This is a genomic window from Arthrobacter sp. 'calajunan' (assembly GCF_046940185.1).
In the GTDB taxonomy this organism is placed as follows: Bacteria; Actinomycetota; Actinomycetes; order Actinomycetales; family Micrococcaceae; genus Glutamicibacter; species Glutamicibacter soli.
Genome location: NZ_JBKZDY010000002.1, coordinates 141,299 through 159,860 on the forward strand (window position 1 = coordinate 141,299; position 18,562 = coordinate 159,860).

Here is an 18,562-nt window from a genome sequence, read left to right on the forward strand (position 1 = left end):
CCAATTCTCGAACCATTACCGAATTCCACACCACCACAGCAGTAAAAATAAATCCAGCATTCCGGCGGCAAGTTTATTCTTGCGGCCTCGTGCCCACCAAGTGAAATCTTCGCTTTCCGCCAAGTGAATTCCCTGGTTCATAAAAACTTCAAATCGGCACGACAGCTACCGTCCTGCCGTCCTCAGCTCTCGATAAAACCTACATCGACCAGTTCCTTTACGTACTTTCCGAAGATCGGCATCCTCGGAGAACCGGATCGCTCCCCGTTCGAACCGAATGATTCGACCTCGCAATTTTGCCCTATGAGAGTTAGGGTCTAATTATTAGAAGTTTTAAATTCGAGATTTTAAATCATCGAATCCGTCATTTTTCCGGAGAGGAATATTCCGCTTCGAGTGCCAGGCTTCAGCCAGTGCAGCCACTCGTTTTGCTCCCATCAGATAGAGGTAGAAAACCATGACAGGACGCATTGTCCGCTCGAAGATCGCAGAGCTCGCTGCGGAGACCATCGGGTCGCGCCACGGTCGAGAGGTATTGAAGGAGCATGGTTGGAGTGAGGGCATGCCCATCGTCATCGCCCAGCATGACGAGAAGCTCACCGATGTCATGGCCTTGACAGTAGTGCACCAACCGCCGGTGTTGATCGCGACGCTGGATCCGCAGTCCAACGACCTCTGCTTCACCTATGTCGTGATTGGATGCACCGATCTTGAAGTTGTCGCCCCACGCGACGCGAAGGACTCCATCTTGGACCTTTACCGCGAAGCGCAATCGACCCCATGCCTGACCTTCCGGGTCGCACCGCTGACACACAGCGCAATCGCCCACGCAATTCCTCCACTGCAGAAGTCTGCAGGAGTGAAGTACCCGGGGCTGCCCAGCGCCGTCGACGTCCGCCGCGCCTGAATTCGACTCCATCTTCGCCAGCCGCACTTCCGGTCCAGCTCCTTGCGGGCGGCCCGAAGCGGCTGGCGTTTCGTTTTCTAATCGCGTTCCCGTTGCCCGGATTCCTGCTCGACCTTGTCGACCGCGGCGATTTCGCTCACGATCCTGATCTGTTCGCCGTCGCGAATGTCCTGCTCCTTCTGTTGAGTCTGTTTTTGCAGTCCGGCGACATCGCGCGGCGGCAGCTGCAGGGAATGCTCGGCGCTGAGACCTGCCTGCAGTTCGCGACCGCGTTCGAGCTCGGCATCCAGCACCGCGCCAAAGAGCAGCGACAAGTTGGCGATCCAGATCCAGAGCAGAAGCACGATGACGCCACCGATCGCGCCGTAGGTCTTGTTGTAGTTCCCGAAGTTGGAGACATAGAAGAAGAAGCCGGACGTGGCCAGTGCCAGGACGATGAGTGCGACAAAGGCCCCGACACTGAGCACCCTGAACTTTGCGTGCTTGACGTTCGGGGTCCCGTAGTAGAGCACCGCGACCAGCATGACCGCGAAGACGGCCATCACCGGCCATTTGGCGATATTCCATACCAGCAGCGCCGATTCCCCGAGCCCGATGAAGTTGCCCAGTTTCTGGGCGATGGGACCGGACAGCACAAACAAGGCGCCCATGACCGCCGCGGCAACCAGCAGGAAAAGCGTCACCAGAAGCATCATCGGCTTGAGCTTGTAGAACGGACGGCCTTCATCCACCGAATAGATCTGGTTCATTGCCCGGCCGAACGCACCGACGTACCCGGAGGCACTCCAGATCGCGCCCAAGAGACCAGCGGCCAAAGCCAGCCCCGCCGCGGGTGTCGAGGTCAGCTGCTCGATGGGTTGGCGCAGCGTTTCTACCACCTGCGGGCTGGCGAATTCCTCCAGCAGCGACAGCATCGATTTAGTGGTGGTCTCCGCCTGCCCGACGACGCCCAGCAAGGAGACAACTGCCAGCAATGCCGGGAAAATCGAGAGCATGGTGTAGTAGGTCAGCGCCGCGGCCAGATCGGTGCATTTGTTCCTGGAGAACTCATGCAGGGAGCGTTTAACGACATATTTCCATGAATCCGCGCGCAGCCTTTGCGGCTTGTCCAGTTGCGTCTTGACCGCTGTTTCAAATTCCTCGTCAATGCCGGCAAGCCCGGTCATGCTGGTGCCCGGTTGCGCTTCCGTACCCAGTGGATTCGTCTGGTTGTTATCGGACATCTGCCCACCCCGAAGTCTGCGTGTTCTGTACGTACCCTTTCGGCCATTCAAACAGGGTTACCGCATCGGCTCAACATACTTTCCCCAATACACAGTCTGAAACCAGCTTCCTTGCCCGGAGCGCTCTACGGCACAGACCTCCCCTGCGCCAGCTGGCCGACGGTGTCAAGGGCCTGAGGCAGACATACAGTGCACGGATGATGCACCCGGATAGCGAATGTGTCACGATTCTTCTAACGGCACTCGCTTGAGGAGAACACCATGTCAGAGACTTCCGGGGGCGCAACGTCGGGGAAAAATCGCCCCTTGCTTCCTGTTGCCCGTTCATATCCGGTCCATGTCGACGATTTGTTGCTGGTCGGCTGGGCTATCCGATCCGACGCAATCCTGGTCCAGGCTGGCGGCTTGGGCGAGTCCGTCCATGTTGATATCCACGGCAAGCATGTCGAACCCGCAACGATCCGCTACGTCGGCCGCGAGCTCAAGGGTTGGGAGCCTTGGACCCTGCTGCTCCTGGAAACGGGCACCCTGCATGTCGGGCACGACGCCTTCCCGCCAGGCTTCCAAGGTCTGGACCCCGACGACGACCTCGGGGAATCCCCCTGGTGCCGGCTGTTTCCATGGCTTCCGGGATGCTAAAGCGCCGGCACGTTGTGCGTGTAGTTGTCGGCCTGTTCGCCTTCGTATTTGACCTGTTCCTGTGGCAAGGAGCCGTCACCACGCCGGGCGGTGCGGTGCTGCCGGTGTGGCTGGTCCCCGTAGCGCTGATTAGCGCGTATGCGGTCCTGCTGATCCAGCGCAGGATCTGGATAGGGTTCAGCGTTTTCCTCCTCATCTCGCTGCTGGGTCTCGCGGTGGCCTCCATCGTTGGAATCGTCGGAACCTACATGGCGTTTTTCCTCATGGTCCGGCATTCGAGCACGCGAGTGGCTAATACGGCACTGGCGGGAATGATCCTGCCTGTTTTCGTGGCGACCTACAGCTCCGTGAGCTACGACGGCCGATCCGAGGATCTGCTGGGTCTGATGGCGTGGAATATCGGCTTCTATGCCGCAGTTGCATTCCTCTGCTACTTCGCCGCCCGGACGCAGCGGAGAACCGAGCACCGGTTGCAAACCGAACGGCGGTGGGCTGACGCTGCGCTGGAGGAAGCCCGCGCCGGAGAGCGCCTGCGCATCAGCCGCGACCTGCATGACTCGGTAGCGCACTCCATGACCGCTGTGGTGCTACAGGTCGCCGGTGTGCGCGCAATCTTGAAGAAGGGCGCAGAGTTCGAGAAGGTCGACCCGGTGCTCGCCGACATCCAGGTGACCGCCGAGCAGAGCATGCGCGAGCTGCACCGACTGCTGGGCATGCTGCGCAGCGAGGAAGAATCCCAGGTCGGGCAGTCGCATTCCTTTGACGACATCCCCTCGCTGGTTTCGTCAGCGCAGGATTCCGGCCTCGATGTCGTGGTGACCTGCAACGGCGAAGCGCAAATGCTGGACCCCAGTATCAGCCATGCCGGCTACCGCGTTGTGCAGGAAGGCCTGTCCAATGCGATGAAGCACGGTGGCGAAGGCTGCCGGGTGGAAATCGCGACGCACTGGATGCCGACGGAACTGACGATCTCCGTGACGTCCATTTCCGGGGTCGCGAAAAGGCCTGCGGTATCCGGCGGTTTCGGGCTGCTCGGACTACGCGAGCGGGTCGGAGTCTCCGGTGGTTCGCTGAGCCACGGCCCAACCCCTGGCGGTTACCTGCTCAAGGCCTCGCTTCCGGTCGACAAGCCCGAAGATGCTTCCGCCTCCGACCAGCGAAGTACGGATACAGCAAAGACCCAGGAGGCGTCGTGATTCGAGTGGTGATTGTTGACGACCAGCCCCAGGTTCGAGCCGGGATCAGCATGATTCTCTCCGCGGAGGACGACATTGAAATCGTCGGACAGGCTGGATCCGGTGCCGAAGCCCTGGCTCTCGCCCAAGAGGTCGCTCCCGATGTGCTTTTGATGGATGTGCGCATGCCGGGCATGGACGGGGTCACCGCAACCAGCGAGCTCATCCGGCAGAACGGCAGTGACCCGGACCATCTGGTCCGGGTGCTGATCATGACAACGTTCGATGACGAGGACATCGTCGTCTCCTCGCTCCAGGCCGGCGCCAGCGGCTACCTGCTCAAGCACGCGTCCCCCACCGAAATTGCCGATGCGCTGCGCCGGGTAGCCGGCGGGGATACCTGGCTTGATGCCACCGCGGCCACGCGGCTGGTGGCCAAATTGCGCGAGCGCAGCGATGAGCAGATTGACATCCGCCAGGTGCTCACCCGCAGGGAGCAGGAAGTCCTGCGCCATGTTGCCGCCGGACGGTCAAACCAGCAGATTCTCGAGTCGCTGGTGCTCAGCGAGGCGACGGTGAAAACACATGTTGCCAGGATCCTGTTCAAGACCGGTGCCCGGGACCGCGCCGCGGTGGTCGCGTTGGCCTATCGCTCGGGTTTCGTCCGCCCGGACGACCCGCTGCCGGCCTGAACATACCGTCCTGGTATGACGCTTTACCTCGAATTCTAAGCGATGATTTAAGGGAAATGGATCTCTTCGGGCACCTTGGAGAGGCATTTTGAAATACGCGCAGGTTCTCGACCACGCGTAATAGAGATAAAGATTCCTAATCGGTTGAGCGGTCTTCACCGCAATCTGTTCGGCATGACGAACTTTGCGTCACTCAACGGAATCGATTGTGGTGTTCCTTGGGGGAGGATAACCACAAGCCCATTGTGTACCCGGGTCTTCGCCGGGCACGCAATGGGCATTATCCTTTTCCACGGCCCTGCCGCGGCCGCTCCGGGTCAGTATCCCAAGACCAGATCGGAACCGAGCTTCAGGATCAGCGCGGCAACTACCACCACAAAAACAATGCGGATGAACTTGCTGCCCTTGGATATGGCCATGCGCGCGCCGAGATAGCCGCCGAGCATGTTCATCACGCCCATGGCCAGCCCCACGCCCAGCAGCACGTGGCCGGTGGGCAGGAACAAGGCCAGGGCGCCGAAGTTGGTAAGCAGGTTGACGATCTTCGCCTTCGCCGACGACTGCAGGAAATTGTACCCGAGGACCGTCACCATGGCGATGATCAAAAAGGACCCGGTGCCCGGGCCGATCATCCCGTCGTAGCCGCCGATCACCAGGCCTATGAGCACCGCGCGCAGGTAGTGCTGCTTGCCGCTGTAGCGCAGGCGGGAAAGTTCGCCGGCCCTGGGCTTGAGCATCGTGAACAGCAATACCGCCACCAGCGCGGCGATGATGATCGGCTTGATGGCGGCGGCCGGAAGCATCGTGGCCAGCGCCGCGCCGCCGAAGGCGCCGACCATCGCGGTCAGCGCCATGGGTATGGCGGTTTTCAGGTCTGGACTGGTCCGCCGGTAATAGGTCACGGCGCTGGTTGCGGTTCCGAAGATGGATGCCATCTTGTTCGTTGCCAGCGCCTGGACCGGGCTGATGCCGGGAAAGAGCAGCAGCGCGGGCAATTGGATCAATCCCCCGCCGCCAACCACCGCATCGATCCACCCGGCCCCGAACCCTGCCAACAGCAGCAGGAGCAGGGGCCACAGGGAGACTGGTTCGCCGTTGACGGACAGGAAATCGAGAACCTCTTGCACCGCGCTACTCTCCTATTCAATTGTCATGGCTTCGCCGGCTGGCGTCCTAGGCGGACAGCTCGACCACCACGTCGCTCAGTTGCACATCGCGGCGTTCGCCGGTGGCGCGGTCCTTGACCTCGACCAGGCCGTCGGCCAGGCCGCGGCCGACGACCACGATGGTCGGCACACCGATCAGCTCGGCGTCGGAGAACTTCACGCCGGCCGAGACCTTCGGACGGTCATCGAAGATGACCTCCTTGCCGGCGGCTTCGAATTCCTTGGCCAGCTTGTCGCCGGCTTCCAGCAGCTCGGCGCTCTTGCCGGTGACCACGATGTGGATGTCGGCGGGGGCAATCTGCTTTGGCCAGGCCAGGCCGTTCTCGTCATGGTAGGCCTCGGCCAGCGCCGCCACCGCGCGGGTGACGCCGATGCCGTAGGAGCCCATGGTGACAACCTGCAGCTTGCCGTTCTGGTCCAGGACCTTCAGGTCCAGGGACTGCGCGTACTTGCGGCCGAGCTGGAAGATGTGGCCCATCTCGATGCCGCGCTCGGTGCGCAGCGGACCGGAGCCGTCCGGTGCCGGATCGCCTTCCAGCACGTTGACAGCTTCGATGGTGCCGTCGAAGGTGAAGTCGCGGCCGGCCACCAGGCCGAAGACGTGCTTGCCCTTCTCGTTGGCGCCGGTGATCCAGGTGGTTCCGGAGACCACGCGCGGGTCGACCAGGTAGGTGACGCCGTGCTCGGTTTCGCTGCCCAGCAGCTGCTGGTCCAGTCCCAGGGCGGGGCCCAGGTAGCCGGTGACAATCTCCGGGTGGCTCTTCAGGTCCTCGGCGGTGGCCTGCTCGACCTCGACCTCGCCGTTGATGCCCAGGGCCGCGCCGATGGTTGCTTCCAAGCGCTTCTCGTCGACCTGGCGGTCGCCGGGAACACCCAGCACGACCAGGTGGCGGTTGCCCTCGGGGTCGATGATCGCCAGCACGACATTCTTCAGGGTGTCCTTGGCTTCCCAGGCGCGGTCGGTGCGCGGGCGCAGCTCGTTGGCGGCGGCGACCAGGGTGTCGATGGTCGGGGTATCCGGGGTGTCGAGCACCTCGAAGGCCGGGGCATCGGTGAAGTCGATGGCCTCCGGGACCACTGTGGTCACTGCCTCCACGTTGGCCGCGTAGCCGCCCGGCGAGCGCACGAAGGTGTCCTCGCCGATGGCGGTCGGGTGCAGGAATTCCTCGGACTTCGAGCCGCCCATGGCGCCTGCCTGGGCAAACACCGGGACAACTTCCAGGCCCAGGCGCTCGAAGATCTTCAGGTAGGCGCCGCGGTGGGCCATGTAGGCCTCGTCCAGGCCTTCGTCGTCGATGTTGAAGGAGTAGGAGTCCTTCATGATGAATTCGCGGCCGCGCAGCAGGCCTGCGCGGGGGCGCGCCTCGTCGCGGTACTTGTTCTGGATCTGGTACAGGTAGACCGGCAGGTCCTTGTACGAGTTGTACAGGTCCTTGACCAGCAGGGTGAACATTTCCTCGTGGGTCGGAGCCAGCAGGTAATCGGCGTCCTTGCGGTCCTTGAGGCGGAACAGGCCCTCGCCGTATTCGGTCCAGCGGCCGGTCTGCTCGTACGGCTCGCGCGGCAGCAGCGCCGGGAAGTGGACTTCCTGGGCGCCGATGGCGTTCATCTCTTCACGGACGATGGCTTCCACACGTGCCAGGACCCGCAGACCCAGCGGGAGCCAGGTGTAGATGCCAGGTGCGGCGCGGCGGATGTAGCCGGCGCGAACCAAGAGTTTGTGGCTGGCAACCTCGGCGTCAACCGGATCTTCGCGCAGGGTGCGCAGGAACGTTGTGGAAAGCTTCAAAACCACGCGTGGTGTCCTTTTCCGTATGACGGCAGACCCATGGATGAGCAGCTGCCGCCGTGCTAGGCAAAATCTGTTGTGAGCTGCCGTCGTGGCAACCACCTCCAATCCTACCGGGTTCGGCTCTTCGCCCGGGCACTGCGGTTCCGGCGCCGACACACGATGCACCGGGCACAGGCTCCTAGCCCACGTGCACCCAGGGCCGGCGCTGCAGGTCCGGTTCCGCTTCGCGCAGGACCTCGCGGGTCAGCGGCGCGATTTCGCCCTGCCCCAGGAGCAGGAAGCGGGCTAGGTTGCTCAGCGGGTTGCCCTCGGTCCAGCGAAAGTAGATGTGCGGCATGACCTCGTAGTTGTCCCTGATCGCCAGGCAGATCGCAGCGATCGCGGTGGGCACCGACGGTGCGGTCGCCTCCAGGATCCAGAAGCCATGCCGCGTGATGCCGCGGACCTCGATATCCTCGGCGAAGTCTGAGTAGTCCGAGACCTTGACCTCCAGGAAGACCACCGGGGCCTTGTCCGAGATGTGGCTTGCCAGCACCGCATGGTGCAGTTTGCGGCGGTAGCGTGCCTTCGTGGTGTTGGCCGGCTCGTGGGCAATCAGCTGCACGATCCCCCGCCGCGCTGATTCGGAAATCAGGTGTTCCGCGACCGCGTCGAAGCGCACCGAGGTGGCGCGCAGCTCGGTCGAGCGGCGGAAGCGCGAGGACAGCGACACCAGCAGCACCGCGCCGATGAAGAACGCCGCGATCTTCAGGCCCTCGGGCCTCTCAAAGCAGTTGACCACCGTGGTGTAGAAGAAGACCAGCGAGACGAACATGTACAGGATGGTTTTGCCGCGCTCGCGGCACCGCCGGGCGGAGATCGTCACCGCGATGGCTGCCGAGCTCATCAGCACCAGCACGCCGGTGGCGTAGGCCGCGCCCTGGGCATTGACGTCTGCCTCGAAATGCCACGTAATGGCCAGCGCCACCAGGATGACCACGACCACCAGCGGACGCACGGCACGGGCCCATTCGGGAGCCATGCCGAACCGCGGCAGATAGCGCGGGATCAGGTTCAGCAGCCCGGCGATGGCCGAGGCGCCGGCGAACCACAGGATCAGGATGGTGGAGACGTCGTAGACGGTCCCGAAGCCGTCCCCCATCAGCCGGTGGGCCAGCCATGACAGGGCGCGGCCGTTGGCGGTTCCGCCTTCCTGGAACTCCGGAGCGGGGATCAGTACCGTGGTGACCACCGACGACAGCACCAGAAAGCTGCTCATGATCAGCGCGGCAGTGGTCAGCAGCTTGCGGGCGCCGCGGATGCGGCTTACTGGATCCGCGGCCGATTCTCCGGGCTTCAGGCTGATCTGGGGCATGACGGCCACACCCGTTTCAAAGCCGGACAGGCCCAGGGCGAGCTTCGGGAATACGATGAGGCAAACCAGCAGCATCATCACGGGATTGCCGTGCGCGGCCAGCAAGGAGTCCATCCAGTTGCCCAGCACGACAGGTTGTTCGGCGATATTGGCGAAGGACACTGCGATGACAACCAGATTCAGGGTCAGGAACGCGCCGACCAGCGTCACCGCGATCCAGGTGACCTCGTTGAATCCGCGCATGAACAAGGCGCCGAGCAGGAGCAGCAGGATCACCGTCAGGGGGATCTGCTTGCCGGTGAACCACTCGGGGGTGAATGGATTCTCGATGAGGTGGGCGGAGGCGTCCGCCGCGGAAAGAGTCGCGGTGATCATGAAGTCGGTGGCAGCGAATCCCAGCAGGATTAGCACCAGCAGCTTGCCTTTCCAGTGCGGCAGCAGGCGTTCGAGCATGGCGATGGATCCTTGCCCGTGCGGTGATTCGGCGGCGACGCGGCGGTAAACCGGCAAGGCCGCGCCCAGGGTGACGGCAACTAGGATCAATGTGGCGAACGGAGCCAGGGCGCCGGCGGCCAGGGCGGCGATGGCTGGCTGGTATCCCAGGGTGGAGAAGTAGTCCAGGCCCGAGAGGCACATGACCTGCCACCATTTTCCGGCGTGTTTCTTGTCATCGCCGAGGTCTTCGTGGCCCACGGATTGGTCATTCAACCACCGGTAGAGGCGGAGGCGGGCCGAGTCCGAATTCGAAGACTGAGAGACGTTCAGCGTCCCAATATTCGTATTCACGAATGTGAACTGTACGCCTGTATCGTCCCCGCGTCACTGGTTTGCACAAAAGAAATCAGGGGATTTTCCCGGGCCCCGAAATCCACAAAAACGGGGGCCGGAACAGGTTATCCCCGAAATTCCGGCTCCCGCTTCCGGGTGCTTTCGCGTGGCTACTTGGCCACTGCCTTGACCTCAGCGACGGCCTTGTTCAGCTCGTCGGTGAGCTTCTTGAGCACGTCGGCCTCGGACTTTGAACCGGTTCCGGTCATGGCCACCGAGACCGCGTTGTTTCCGACCAGTCCCTGCATCTGGTAGCTGCCGCCGGGCACCTCGGTGCCGTTCATCTTCATGGCGCTGCTGGTGGCGTAGGTCAGGTCGGCATCCGAGGAAGCGTCCAAGATCTTCGCGCTGGCTTCGACTTCCTGGCCGGATACCGCCATGCTGAATGAATCGCAGCCCTGCAGGTTCTTGTTCTTGGCCTGTTCAGTGATCTTGTCCAGCTTCGCGGTGTCCTCATACCCTGCCACGCTGTAGCTGGTCGAGGCCATAGTGGCTTCATCCATCAGCACGGCAACAGCCATGTTGATGCCTTCGATGTCCCATGAACCCTGCTGGCTGACGAACTCCGCGCACTTCTCCGGCTTGATTTCCATCTGCTCGATCAGCTTCTTGGCCTGCGGCAGCGAAGCGGCGATGGTGTCGCCGTCCATGATCTGGGCGCCGCTGGAATCTCCGGCGAGTTTGGTGACGATGGCAGTGGCTTGCTCGGTGCTCAGCGCCGCGGTCGCAGGGGCCGACTGCTCCTGGGCGGCTCCGGCGTCCGCGGATCCCTCAGTGGTGTCGCTGCCCGAGCCGCCGCAGCCGGAAAGCGCCAGTGCGCCAGCGAGCGGAAGCAGCAGGAATGAACGCTTCTTCATGATGTTTTGTCCTCACATTTGGTGGTGATGGACACAACTCTATTTCAAAACCAACTAGAAATAAAACATTTTTACCGCTTAGCTGAGCGTTTCTATCTCAGCGAAGGCCTTGTTAATCAATTCGACAGCTTCTGCGGACATCGTTGCCGACTCGGCGAGCCCGGTCTGGAAAGTGACGATGACGAAGTTGTTGCCCTTCAATGCCTGCACAACTACTGAACTCATTTTTTGTCCACCTCCGACGTCCATCTGGGTGGACATCGTCAGCGACTGGTCGGCGTCGACCTTCAAGGGCAGGATCTGCCGATCGGCGCTCAGCTTTTCGCCGCTTTGTTCCACTGTCACTTTTTCGCAGCCGGAAATGTCATCCAGCGTAAGCGCATCGGAAATTTTCTTGCGTGTCGCTTCATCCGTAATGGAGAAGACCTGGACCACCTTGCCCAGGCTTTCAGCCGTGACGCTTCCGGTGGCGGAGACCGACGCGGTCAGGTCGGTGACGGTGTATTTTTCCATCTGCTTGGCGCATTTTTCCGGGTTGATTCCGGAGGTCGAGCCCATGCCCTTGGCCATTTGAAGCTGCTGTTGCATGGTCTCGTTTCCGACGACCGTCAGCGAGGGATCCTCCCCCAACAGGGTCCTGACCACCGTTTCAACCTGCCCTGCATCCAGGTACCCGTCCTGCGACTGGGTCTGGGCCTGCTCTGGTTCCGGCTGCGTCTGGCCTGCGGATGAACAACCGGTCAAGGCAAGCGCTGCGGCCAGGGGAAGGAACCAGAGGAACCGATGTGACATGAAGTATTTTCCTTATGTTTTGGTGTCGGGGACGGATTTCAGCTCTGCGTCAGTTCAGCTGCTCGATGAGCTTGTCTACGGTTTCGGCAGCGGCTGCCAGATGTTCCGGCATCGTGGCCCCGTTGGTATCCTGCTGGACGCCCAGCAGGATATTCGCGGTGGCGGCGCGGACTACCAGCTGCTGGGAGGTCTTCTTGCCGTCGCTGCCGGTGACAACGTACCCCTCGGTGAGTTTCGCTGTGCTCTGGACCGATTGCTTGGCCAGATGGAAGGCGCGGGATTCGCCATCGACCTTGACCGAGTAACGAGAGCAGTCCGCGCTGGCTGCCGCCTGCGCGTCCCACTGGGATTTGAGGGTTTCGGAATCAGGGTACACGGCGACGGTGATCAGCCGGTCCCCCGCTTCGACGGCGCCCATCACTGAATTCTGCAGCTGCTCGGCGATGGGGGCGGCGAAGGTGATTCCGCATTTGCTGGGGTTCACCTCCACGTCTTCAAGCCATTGCTGCGCCTTGGGAATCATCGAGCGCAGCTGGGCGTCGGTGATCACCGTGGCCCCCGGCTGGTCGCCGGCGAACTGGTTGAGCGCCTCTTCCAGCTGCTGGGCGTTGCGTTCAATGGCAGGGCCCAGTGAATCATTGGTGTCCGACGGCGCCGGGGCGCTGCAGGAGGCCATCACGAACGCGACGACGGCCAGGGATGCCGCCCGCAGAATTTGTGGTCGATGCGCCAGCACTTCACTTCCCGTCGTTTACAGAGACTGCAATCGAGTCTATGGGATGGACCGGGGCAAGTGCGGGATGCCGGATGCCGGCCCCGTTCCCGGTTCGGCCTAGAACAAGACCGTTGCGAAGGTTCCAACCTGGGTGAAACCGACCTTCAGGTAGGTGCGTACCGCCGCCTCGTTGAAGTCGTTGACGTACAGGCTGACGATCGGCGCTTGCTGAAGGGCGTAGTCAACGGTCGATGCCATATACCCCGCGGCCAGCGAGTGGCCCCGGTACATCGGGTTGATCCAGACGCCTTGGATCTGCGCGACCTGTTCGGTGACGGTTCCCAGGTCGGCCTTGAAAACGATGTGCCCCATCTCGTCCGTGTCAATCAGGGTGTGGCCCTGGCGGATGAGTTGGCGAACGCGGCCCCGGTAGAAGCTGCCGCCGTTTTCCAGCGGCGAATACCCGAGTTCCTCTTCGAACATGGCTGCGCTGGCAGGCAGGACCTTGTCGAACTCCGCGGGCTGGGCCACGCGCAGACGACGGCGCTGGATGCCTTCGGGGTTGGTGCGGATCTCCATCAGCGGCTGGTTGCGGCGCACGTCGAATATCGGCTGCGGCCCGTCCTGAAGCACCTCGTGCATGGCAAGCACGGTGGATGCCGGACCGAAGATGGAGGCGAAGCGCTGGCGCGTGGCCAGCGCCATCAGCGCGTATTCGTGGGCGTGATCGTCCGGCATGGCGGTGGGCGCCATGTTGGCGCCCACCCAGCATGCGGACAGCAGGCCTTCTTCACCGTCGACCCCCAGCACGTGGGCGAACCCGTCCGGCACTGCCGAGCGGTGCAATTCCACTTGGGACCTGGTGAAGATGTTGGCCACGGGGTCACGGTCGAGCAGCTCGATGAGGGCCGCAGTGTCCCTGCGGCCCAAGATGCGCGGTTGTCCCTCGTCGACTCGTCGGCCAGATCTAGCTGACGGAGACCACTGGAGAACCCGCGGCAGGATTCTCGTCATCGCCCAAGTCCATTTCCTCGGCCAAGCGGTTGGCTTCTGCAATCAGGGTTTCCACGATCTGGTCCTCGGGCACGGTCTTGATGACCTCGCCCTTGACGAAGATCTGGCCCTTGCCGTTGCCGGAGGCTACGCCAAGGTCTGCATCGCGGGCTTCGCCCGGACCATTGACGACGCAGCCCATCACGGCCACGCGCAGCGGAACAGTCATGCCTTCAAGCCCGGCGGTCACTTCGTCGGCCAGGGTGTAGACGTCGACCTGGGCGCGGCCGCACGACGGGCAGGAAACGATTTCCAGCTTGCGCGGGCGCAGGTTCAGGGATTCGAGGATCTGGTTGCCGACCTTGACTTCCTCGACCGGCGGGGCCGAGAGCGAGACGCGGATGGTGTCGCCGATGCCCTTGGACAGCAGCGCACCGAAAGCCGTCGCGGACTTGATGGTGCCCTGGAAGGCTGGTCCGGCCTCGGTGACGCCCAGGTGCAGCGGCCAGTCGCCGCTTTCTGCCAGCAGTTCGTAGGCGCGGACCATGACCACCGGGTCGTTGTGCTTGACCGAGATCTTGAAGTCGTGGAATCCATGCTCCTCGAACAGCGAGGCTTCCCAGATGGCGGATTCGACCAGTGCCTCCGGGGTTGCCTTGCCGTACTTGGCCAGCAGGCGGCGATCCAGCGAGCCGGCGTTGACGCCGATGCGGATCGAGGTGCCGTGGTCCTTGGCGGCCTGGGCGATCTCCTTGACCTGGTCGTCGAACTGTCGGATGTTGCCCGGGTTCACGCGCACGGCGCCGCACCCGGCCTCGATGGCCGCGTAGACGTACTTTGGCTGGAAGTGGATGTCGGCGATCACCGGGATCTGCGACTTCATCGCAATGATCTTCAGCGCTTCGGCGTCCTTGTCCGTCGGGCAGGCGACACGCACGATATCGCAGCCCGAAGCGGTCAGCTCGGCAATCTGCTGCAAGGTGGCGTTGATGTCGTGGGTCTTGGTGGTGGTCATCGACTGAACCGAAATCGGCGAGTCAGACCCCACGCCAACCGACCCGACTTGAATCTGGCGGGTCTTACGACGTGGAGCGAGAACCGGCGGTGGGGCTGCCGGCATGCCTAGGCTGACCGAAGTCAATGGATGCCTCCGAATGGATTGTGGGTAATACTCTCTACCCAAGTATGTCACCGACTCGTTCAAAGCGGTGGTCTATGCGAGAAAGGCCACGGAAGAACCGTGGCCTTTCTACTTGTTTGCCGCGCGGGAATCCGCTGCGGCGGGGCAGAAACCTAGTTGGCTTCGGCGACGGCCTTGACGCTGTTCAGCACGCCGGCGACCTGCTCGACGACCTCGGCGTCGTCCTTCGGGTTCAGCTCGGCGAAGCGGACCACCGAGTTCGGGATGGCCATCTTGACGTCTTCCAAGACCTTGGCTCCGGCGATGCCCAGGGCCTTGCGAGCTTCGTCCTGTGCCCACACGCCGCCGTACTGCCCAAAGGCGGTGCCCACGACCACTGATGGCATGTCCTTGACGGCGCCGGCGCCGAACGGACGGGACAGCCAGTCGATGGCGTTCTTCAGGACGGCCGGCATGGTGCCGTTGTACTCGGGGGTGACCAGCATCAGCGCGTCGGCTGCGGTGGCTGCATCGCGCAGTGCCTGCGCCGCGGCGGGGACGCTGCCTGCCACGTCCTTGTCCTCGTTGTAGAAGGGGATGTTCTCCAGTCCTGCGAACAGTTCGACCTCGACGCCTTCCGGGGCGTTGACGACAGTGGCTTCGGCCAACTGCTGATTGGTCGAGCCGCTGCGCAGGGAACCTACGAGAGTGAGGACTTTGGTTGCCATGGGCAATACTCCTAAAGAAGGGGAAAGTTAGAAAGCTGACGCTTCATCTACATTCAACCCGCAGGCAACCCGGATCCATTCCCCGATTTCCGGTGATCTGGCTCACTGGCGGAGGATGCCGCCTCTAGTCCATAGGCGGTCGGCGGCGCAGCTGCTTGGTCGCTGAGCGATTCGACTTGGTCTCCAGCCGGCGGCGCTGGGAACCCCTGGTGGGTTTGGTGGCCCGGCGCTGCGGCGGGTCGGGCCGCAACGCGGCGGCCACCAGCTCGGCCAGCTTCTGCTGGGCATTCTGCCGGTTGCGCCACTGCGAACGTTCCTGGGCCGAGGCGACCACGAGCATCCCGCCGGTCAGCCGGGAGGACAGCTTGTCCAGCAGCCGCTGCCGCTGCCAGGGCGAGAGCGCCCTGGACCCGGCGATGGACCACGACAGTTCCACCCGGCTGTCCGAGGTATTCACGTGCTGGCCGCCGGGCCCGGAAGAGCGGCTGAAGTGCCAGGACAGCTCGGCGGCCGGGATCACCAGCGAACGGGAAATGTGCAGGTCCATCTCCCCAGTCTCCCACGGGCAAACGCAGGCCGGCGCCCGCTGCGCAAGCTGCGCAGTGCAGGCGCCGGGCGGGCGTGGAATGGCGGCTTCTAGGAAGCGAAGTCCTTGAGCAGGCCGGTCACCGGGTTCCACTCGGTGATGATGCGCTGCGCCAGGGCACCGGTGGTGCTGAACGGGTCCTGCTCCAGCACCTCGACGAGCGCTGCCTCAGACTGCGCGGCCAGGATCAGCAAGGCGCCGTCGTTGACCGGCGTCGGGCCTGAAGCCAGCAGCTGCACCGGTCCGTCGCCCACAAAACCTCCGAGGAACTCCCGGTGGGCCGGGCGGTGCTCGTTGCGCAGCTGCGCGGAGTTCTCGGCGTATACGTATTCAACAGCAAAAACAGTCATGGGTTCAGCTTAAATCCTTGCGCCTAGAACAACTGAATCGGCTTGAAGATGTCCGCGTATATTAAGAGGCCGCCCATCGCCAGCATGGCCACGACCACCACATAGGTCAGCGGCAGCATCTTGATGGTGTCCACCGGCTTGACGTTCTTGATGTTGAAGATTCGGGCGACGGTGCGCTTCATTCCGTCGTAGAGCGCGCCGACCACGTGGCCGCCGTCCAGCGGCAGCAGCGGGATCAGGTTGAATGCGAACAGCGCGAGGTTCAGCCCGCCGGCCAGCGAGAGCAGCGTGGCGAACTTGTCCCCCACGGAGATCGAGTCTTCCGCGCTGATTTCCCCGGCGATCCGCCCGACCCCCACGATGGACACCGGGCCGTTCGGGTCCCGCTCCTCGCTGCCGAAGGCCGCCCGGGCGACATCGCCCATGCGCTGCGGCAGGTGCAGGATCACGTTGCCGATGTTGGCCAGCTGGGTGCCCACCACGCCGGGCACCTCGCGCAGTGGCTGGGGCAGGTTCTCCACGGTGGAGCTCATGCCCACGAAGCCGACCTTGGCCATTTCGTATTCGCCGTCCGCGCCCTTCACCGGGTAGCCGTTGACGTCGGTGACGGGGCGGTCGGTCAGGTAGGGGGTCATCGTGGTGCTGCGGCTGGTGCCGTCGCGGGTGTACTCCAGGGACACCGGCTGGCCCGGGTTCTCGCGGATGACGTCGGTGAGCTTGTTCCACTCCCCCTGCGCCACGGCAATGCCGTTCACCGAGGTGATGGTGTCGCCGGGCAGCAGCCCCGCCTCGTAGGCGGGAGCGGCCGGGTCCGAGGCCGAGCATTCGGTCTGGTCGGCGTTCTCCGCGGTGGCGATGCACTTGTAGACCTCGGAAACCGTGGTCGTGGTGGTGGCGATGCCGAAGCTGGTGAGCACGATGCCGATCAGCACGAAGCCGATCACCAGGTTCATGAACGGTCCGCCGAGCATGATGATGATCCGCTTGTAGGTGGGCAGCTGGTAGAACATCCGGCCTTCGTCTTCGGGCTTGACGTTCTCGTTGGCCTGCGAGCGCGCGTCATCGACCATCTGGCCGAACACGCGTTGGAACAGGTTCGGCTTCTTCCGCGGCGCCCCCGCCTCGCCTTCGGCGGCCGGGCGCGGCGGGTACATGCCGACCATGGAGATGTAGCCGCCCAGCGGCAGCATCTTGATGCCATACTGGGTTTCCCCGCGCTTGAAGGAGAACAGGGTCTTGCCGAAGCCGATCATGTACTGCGGCACCCGCAGCCCGAACAGCTTGGCCGGCACCAGGTGCCCGACCTCGTGCAACGCGATGGAGACTCCGATGGCCAGCACCATGAAGACCACTCCGAGGATGAACAGCACGGTGCTCATGCGCCAGCCCCCAGGATCTTCGACGCGCGGGCGCGAGCCCACTTGTCGGTCTCGAGCACCACTTCCACGCTGGGCTCCGCGTTGACCGGGGTGTAGTCATCCAGCGCGCGCTCGATGGTCTCCACGATGTCGGTGAAGCGGATCTTCCCGTCGTGGAATGCATCCACCGCGACCTCGTTCGCGGCGTTGTACACGGCCATGTGGGTTCCGGAGGCCGCGGCGGCCTGCTTGGCGAGCTTCACCGCGGTGAACACCGACTCGTCCAGCGGGTCGAAGGTCCAGCTGGAGGCGGTGGAGAAGTCGCAGGCTGTGGCGGCGCCGGCCACACGGTGCGGCCAGTTGATGCCCAGCGCGATGGGAAGGCGCATATCCGGGGGCGAGGCCTGGGCGATGACCGACCCGTCGATGAACTCGACCATGGAGTGGATGATCGACTGGCGGTGCACCACCGGCTCGATCCGGTCCAGCGGCACGTCGAAGAGCAGGTGCGCTTCGATGACTTCCAGTGCCTTGTTGACCATGGTGGCTGAGTTGGTGGTCACCACGCGGCCCATGTCCCAGGTCGGGTGGGCCATGGCCTGCTGCGGGTTGACATCGCGAAGCTGGTCGTAGCTGTAGCCGAAGAACGGCCCGCCGGAAGCGGTGACGATGAGCTTGGCCACCTCGTCAGGGGTGCCCGAGCGCAGCGCCTGGGCCAGGGCCGAGTGCTCGGAGTCGACCGGGGCGATCTGCCCCGGTGCGGCGAACTGCTTGACCACCTGGCCTCCGATGATCAATGATTCCTTGTTGGCCAGCGCCAGCAGGTGCCCTGCCTTCAGCGCGGCGATGGTCGGCTCCAGGCCGATAGCGCCGGTGATGCCGTTGAGCACCACGTCGGCGTCCGCGAACCCGGCGACCTCGGTGGCGGCCTGCGGGCCGGCGAACAGCTCGGGCGCGTAGCCGTGCACCGAGGCCTGATGCGCGGCCGCGGCGATCGCGTCGGCGAGCTCCTGCGTGGAATCCACGGCGCTGCCCACCACGGCAGGGCGGAACTTCACCGCCTGGCGCGCCAGCAGCTCCAGGTTGTAGCCGCCGCTGAGCGCGGCAACGCTGAACTGCTCCGGCGCGTTGTCGATGACATCCAGCCCCTGGGTGCCGATGGACCCGGTGGAACCGATCAACGTGACGCGGCGCGGCCGCCCTGGTTCGGGAGAAAAATCTTTGGTGCTCACCCATCCATTATGGTTCTTCTAACTGTGAGGTCCCAAAGAGCGCCGCCTCCGCGCC

Annotated in this window: 18 protein-coding genes; 4 read left to right on the forward strand and 14 right to left on the reverse strand. The window is 63.4% G+C overall.

Translation table 11 applies throughout. The features are described from left to right. The first annotated feature begins 457 nt into the window (after window positions 1–457). Entirely contained in the window at window positions 458–907 is a 450-nt protein-coding gene (locus RF641_RS03160) for a hypothetical protein (protein ID WP_082124095.1), read from the forward strand. A gap of 77 nt (window positions 908–984) precedes the next feature. On the opposite strand, the gene RF641_RS03165 is transcribed toward RF641_RS03160, so the two are convergent. Beyond that, the gene (locus RF641_RS03165) at window positions 985–2,130 is read right to left on the reverse strand and encodes a YihY/virulence factor BrkB family protein (protein ID WP_424572485.1); all 1,146 of its coding nucleotides are present in this window, start codon (window positions 2,128–2,130) and stop codon (window positions 985–987) included. Between the two features lie 306 nt (window positions 2,131–2,436). Here RF641_RS03165 and RF641_RS03170 point away from each other — a divergent pair, with 306 nt between their 5' ends. The 3 genes from RF641_RS03170 to RF641_RS03180 are packed head-to-tail and all read left to right on the forward strand — an operon-like array spanning window position 2,437 to window position 4,636. Further along, window positions 2,437–2,769 (forward strand): hypothetical protein, encoded by a 333-nt coding sequence (locus RF641_RS03170; RefSeq protein WP_146955865.1) that lies wholly within the window; start codon window positions 2,437–2,439, stop codon window positions 2,767–2,769. Next, on the forward strand, window positions 2,763–3,965 hold the full coding sequence (locus RF641_RS03175; protein WP_424572486.1) for a sensor histidine kinase: 1,203 nt from the start codon (window positions 2,763–2,765) through the stop codon (window positions 3,963–3,965). The genes RF641_RS03170 and RF641_RS03175 overlap by 7 nt, the downstream gene beginning before the upstream one ends. Beyond that, window positions 3,962–4,636, forward strand: a complete 675-nt coding sequence (locus tag RF641_RS03180) for a response regulator (protein ID WP_424572487.1) — start codon at window positions 3,962–3,964, stop codon at window positions 4,634–4,636. Before RF641_RS03175 ends, RF641_RS03180 begins: the two co-directional genes overlap by 4 nt. Before the next feature lie 317 nt (window positions 4,637–4,953). On the opposite strand, the gene RF641_RS03185 is transcribed toward RF641_RS03180, so the two are convergent. From RF641_RS03185 to dxr, 13 genes are all read right to left on the reverse strand, one after another. Further along, window positions 4,954–5,742: a TSUP family transporter gene (locus RF641_RS03185; protein ID WP_424572657.1), complete on the reverse strand. Its 789-nt coding sequence runs from the start codon at window positions 5,740–5,742 to the stop codon at window positions 4,954–4,956. A 67-nt stretch (window positions 5,743–5,809) separates the two neighbouring features. Then, entirely contained in the window at window positions 5,810–7,597 is a 1,788-nt protein-coding gene (locus RF641_RS03190; protein ID WP_047121067.1) for a proline--tRNA ligase, read from the reverse strand. Window positions 7,598–7,772: 175 nt separating this feature from the next. Continuing rightward, window positions 7,773–9,584: an amino acid transporter gene (locus RF641_RS03195; RefSeq protein WP_424572658.1), complete on the reverse strand. Its 1,812-nt coding sequence runs from the start codon at window positions 9,582–9,584 to the stop codon at window positions 7,773–7,775. Between the two features lie 302 nt (window positions 9,585–9,886). Next, window positions 9,887–10,633 carry a hypothetical protein gene (locus RF641_RS03200; protein ID WP_424572488.1) on the reverse strand — a complete coding sequence of 249 codons (747 nt, stop codon included), beginning with the start codon at window positions 10,631–10,633 and terminating at the stop codon, window positions 9,887–9,889. A 78-nt stretch (window positions 10,634–10,711) separates the two neighbouring features. Then, entirely contained in the window at window positions 10,712–11,221 is a 510-nt protein-coding gene (locus RF641_RS03205) for a hypothetical protein (RefSeq protein WP_424572489.1), read from the reverse strand. 253 nt (window positions 11,222–11,474) lie between these two features. After that, window positions 11,475–12,161, reverse strand: coding sequence for a hypothetical protein (locus tag RF641_RS03210; protein WP_424572490.1), 687 nt, complete (start codon window positions 12,159–12,161; stop codon window positions 11,475–11,477). Between the two features lie 96 nt (window positions 12,162–12,257). After that, window positions 12,258–13,070, reverse strand: a complete 813-nt coding sequence (locus tag RF641_RS03215; RefSeq protein WP_052772606.1) for a GNAT family N-acetyltransferase — start codon at window positions 13,068–13,070, stop codon at window positions 12,258–12,260. Between the two features lie 37 nt (window positions 13,071–13,107). Beyond that, the gene (gene ispG, locus RF641_RS03220) at window positions 13,108–14,274 is read right to left on the reverse strand and encodes a flavodoxin-dependent (E)-4-hydroxy-3-methylbut-2-enyl-diphosphate synthase (protein ID WP_047121062.1); all 1,167 of its coding nucleotides are present in this window, start codon (window positions 14,272–14,274) and stop codon (window positions 13,108–13,110) included. Window positions 14,275–14,426: 152 nt separating this feature from the next. Further along, entirely contained in the window at window positions 14,427–14,981 is a 555-nt protein-coding gene (locus tag RF641_RS03225) for an NAD(P)H-dependent oxidoreductase (protein WP_047121061.1), read from the reverse strand. A gap of 124 nt (window positions 14,982–15,105) precedes the next feature. Then, on the reverse strand, window positions 15,106–15,528 hold the full coding sequence (arfB, locus tag RF641_RS03230; RefSeq protein WP_047121060.1) for an alternative ribosome rescue aminoacyl-tRNA hydrolase ArfB: 423 nt from the start codon (window positions 15,526–15,528) through the stop codon (window positions 15,106–15,108). Between the two features lie 89 nt (window positions 15,529–15,617). Beyond that, a complete protein-coding gene (locus RF641_RS03235) occupies window positions 15,618–15,917 on the reverse strand; it encodes a YciI family protein (RefSeq protein ID WP_047121059.1) in 300 nt (99 codons plus the stop codon). A 23-nt stretch (window positions 15,918–15,940) separates the two neighbouring features. Further along, window positions 15,941–17,296, reverse strand: coding sequence for a M50 family metallopeptidase (locus RF641_RS03240; RefSeq protein ID WP_424572491.1), 1,356 nt, complete (start codon window positions 17,294–17,296; stop codon window positions 15,941–15,943). Beyond that, on the reverse strand, window positions 17,293–18,507 hold the full coding sequence (gene dxr / locus RF641_RS03245; protein ID WP_424572492.1) for a 1-deoxy-D-xylulose-5-phosphate reductoisomerase: 1,215 nt from the start codon (window positions 18,505–18,507) through the stop codon (window positions 17,293–17,295). Before dxr ends, RF641_RS03240 begins: the two co-directional genes overlap by 4 nt. Window positions 18,508–18,562 lie beyond the last annotated feature (55 nt).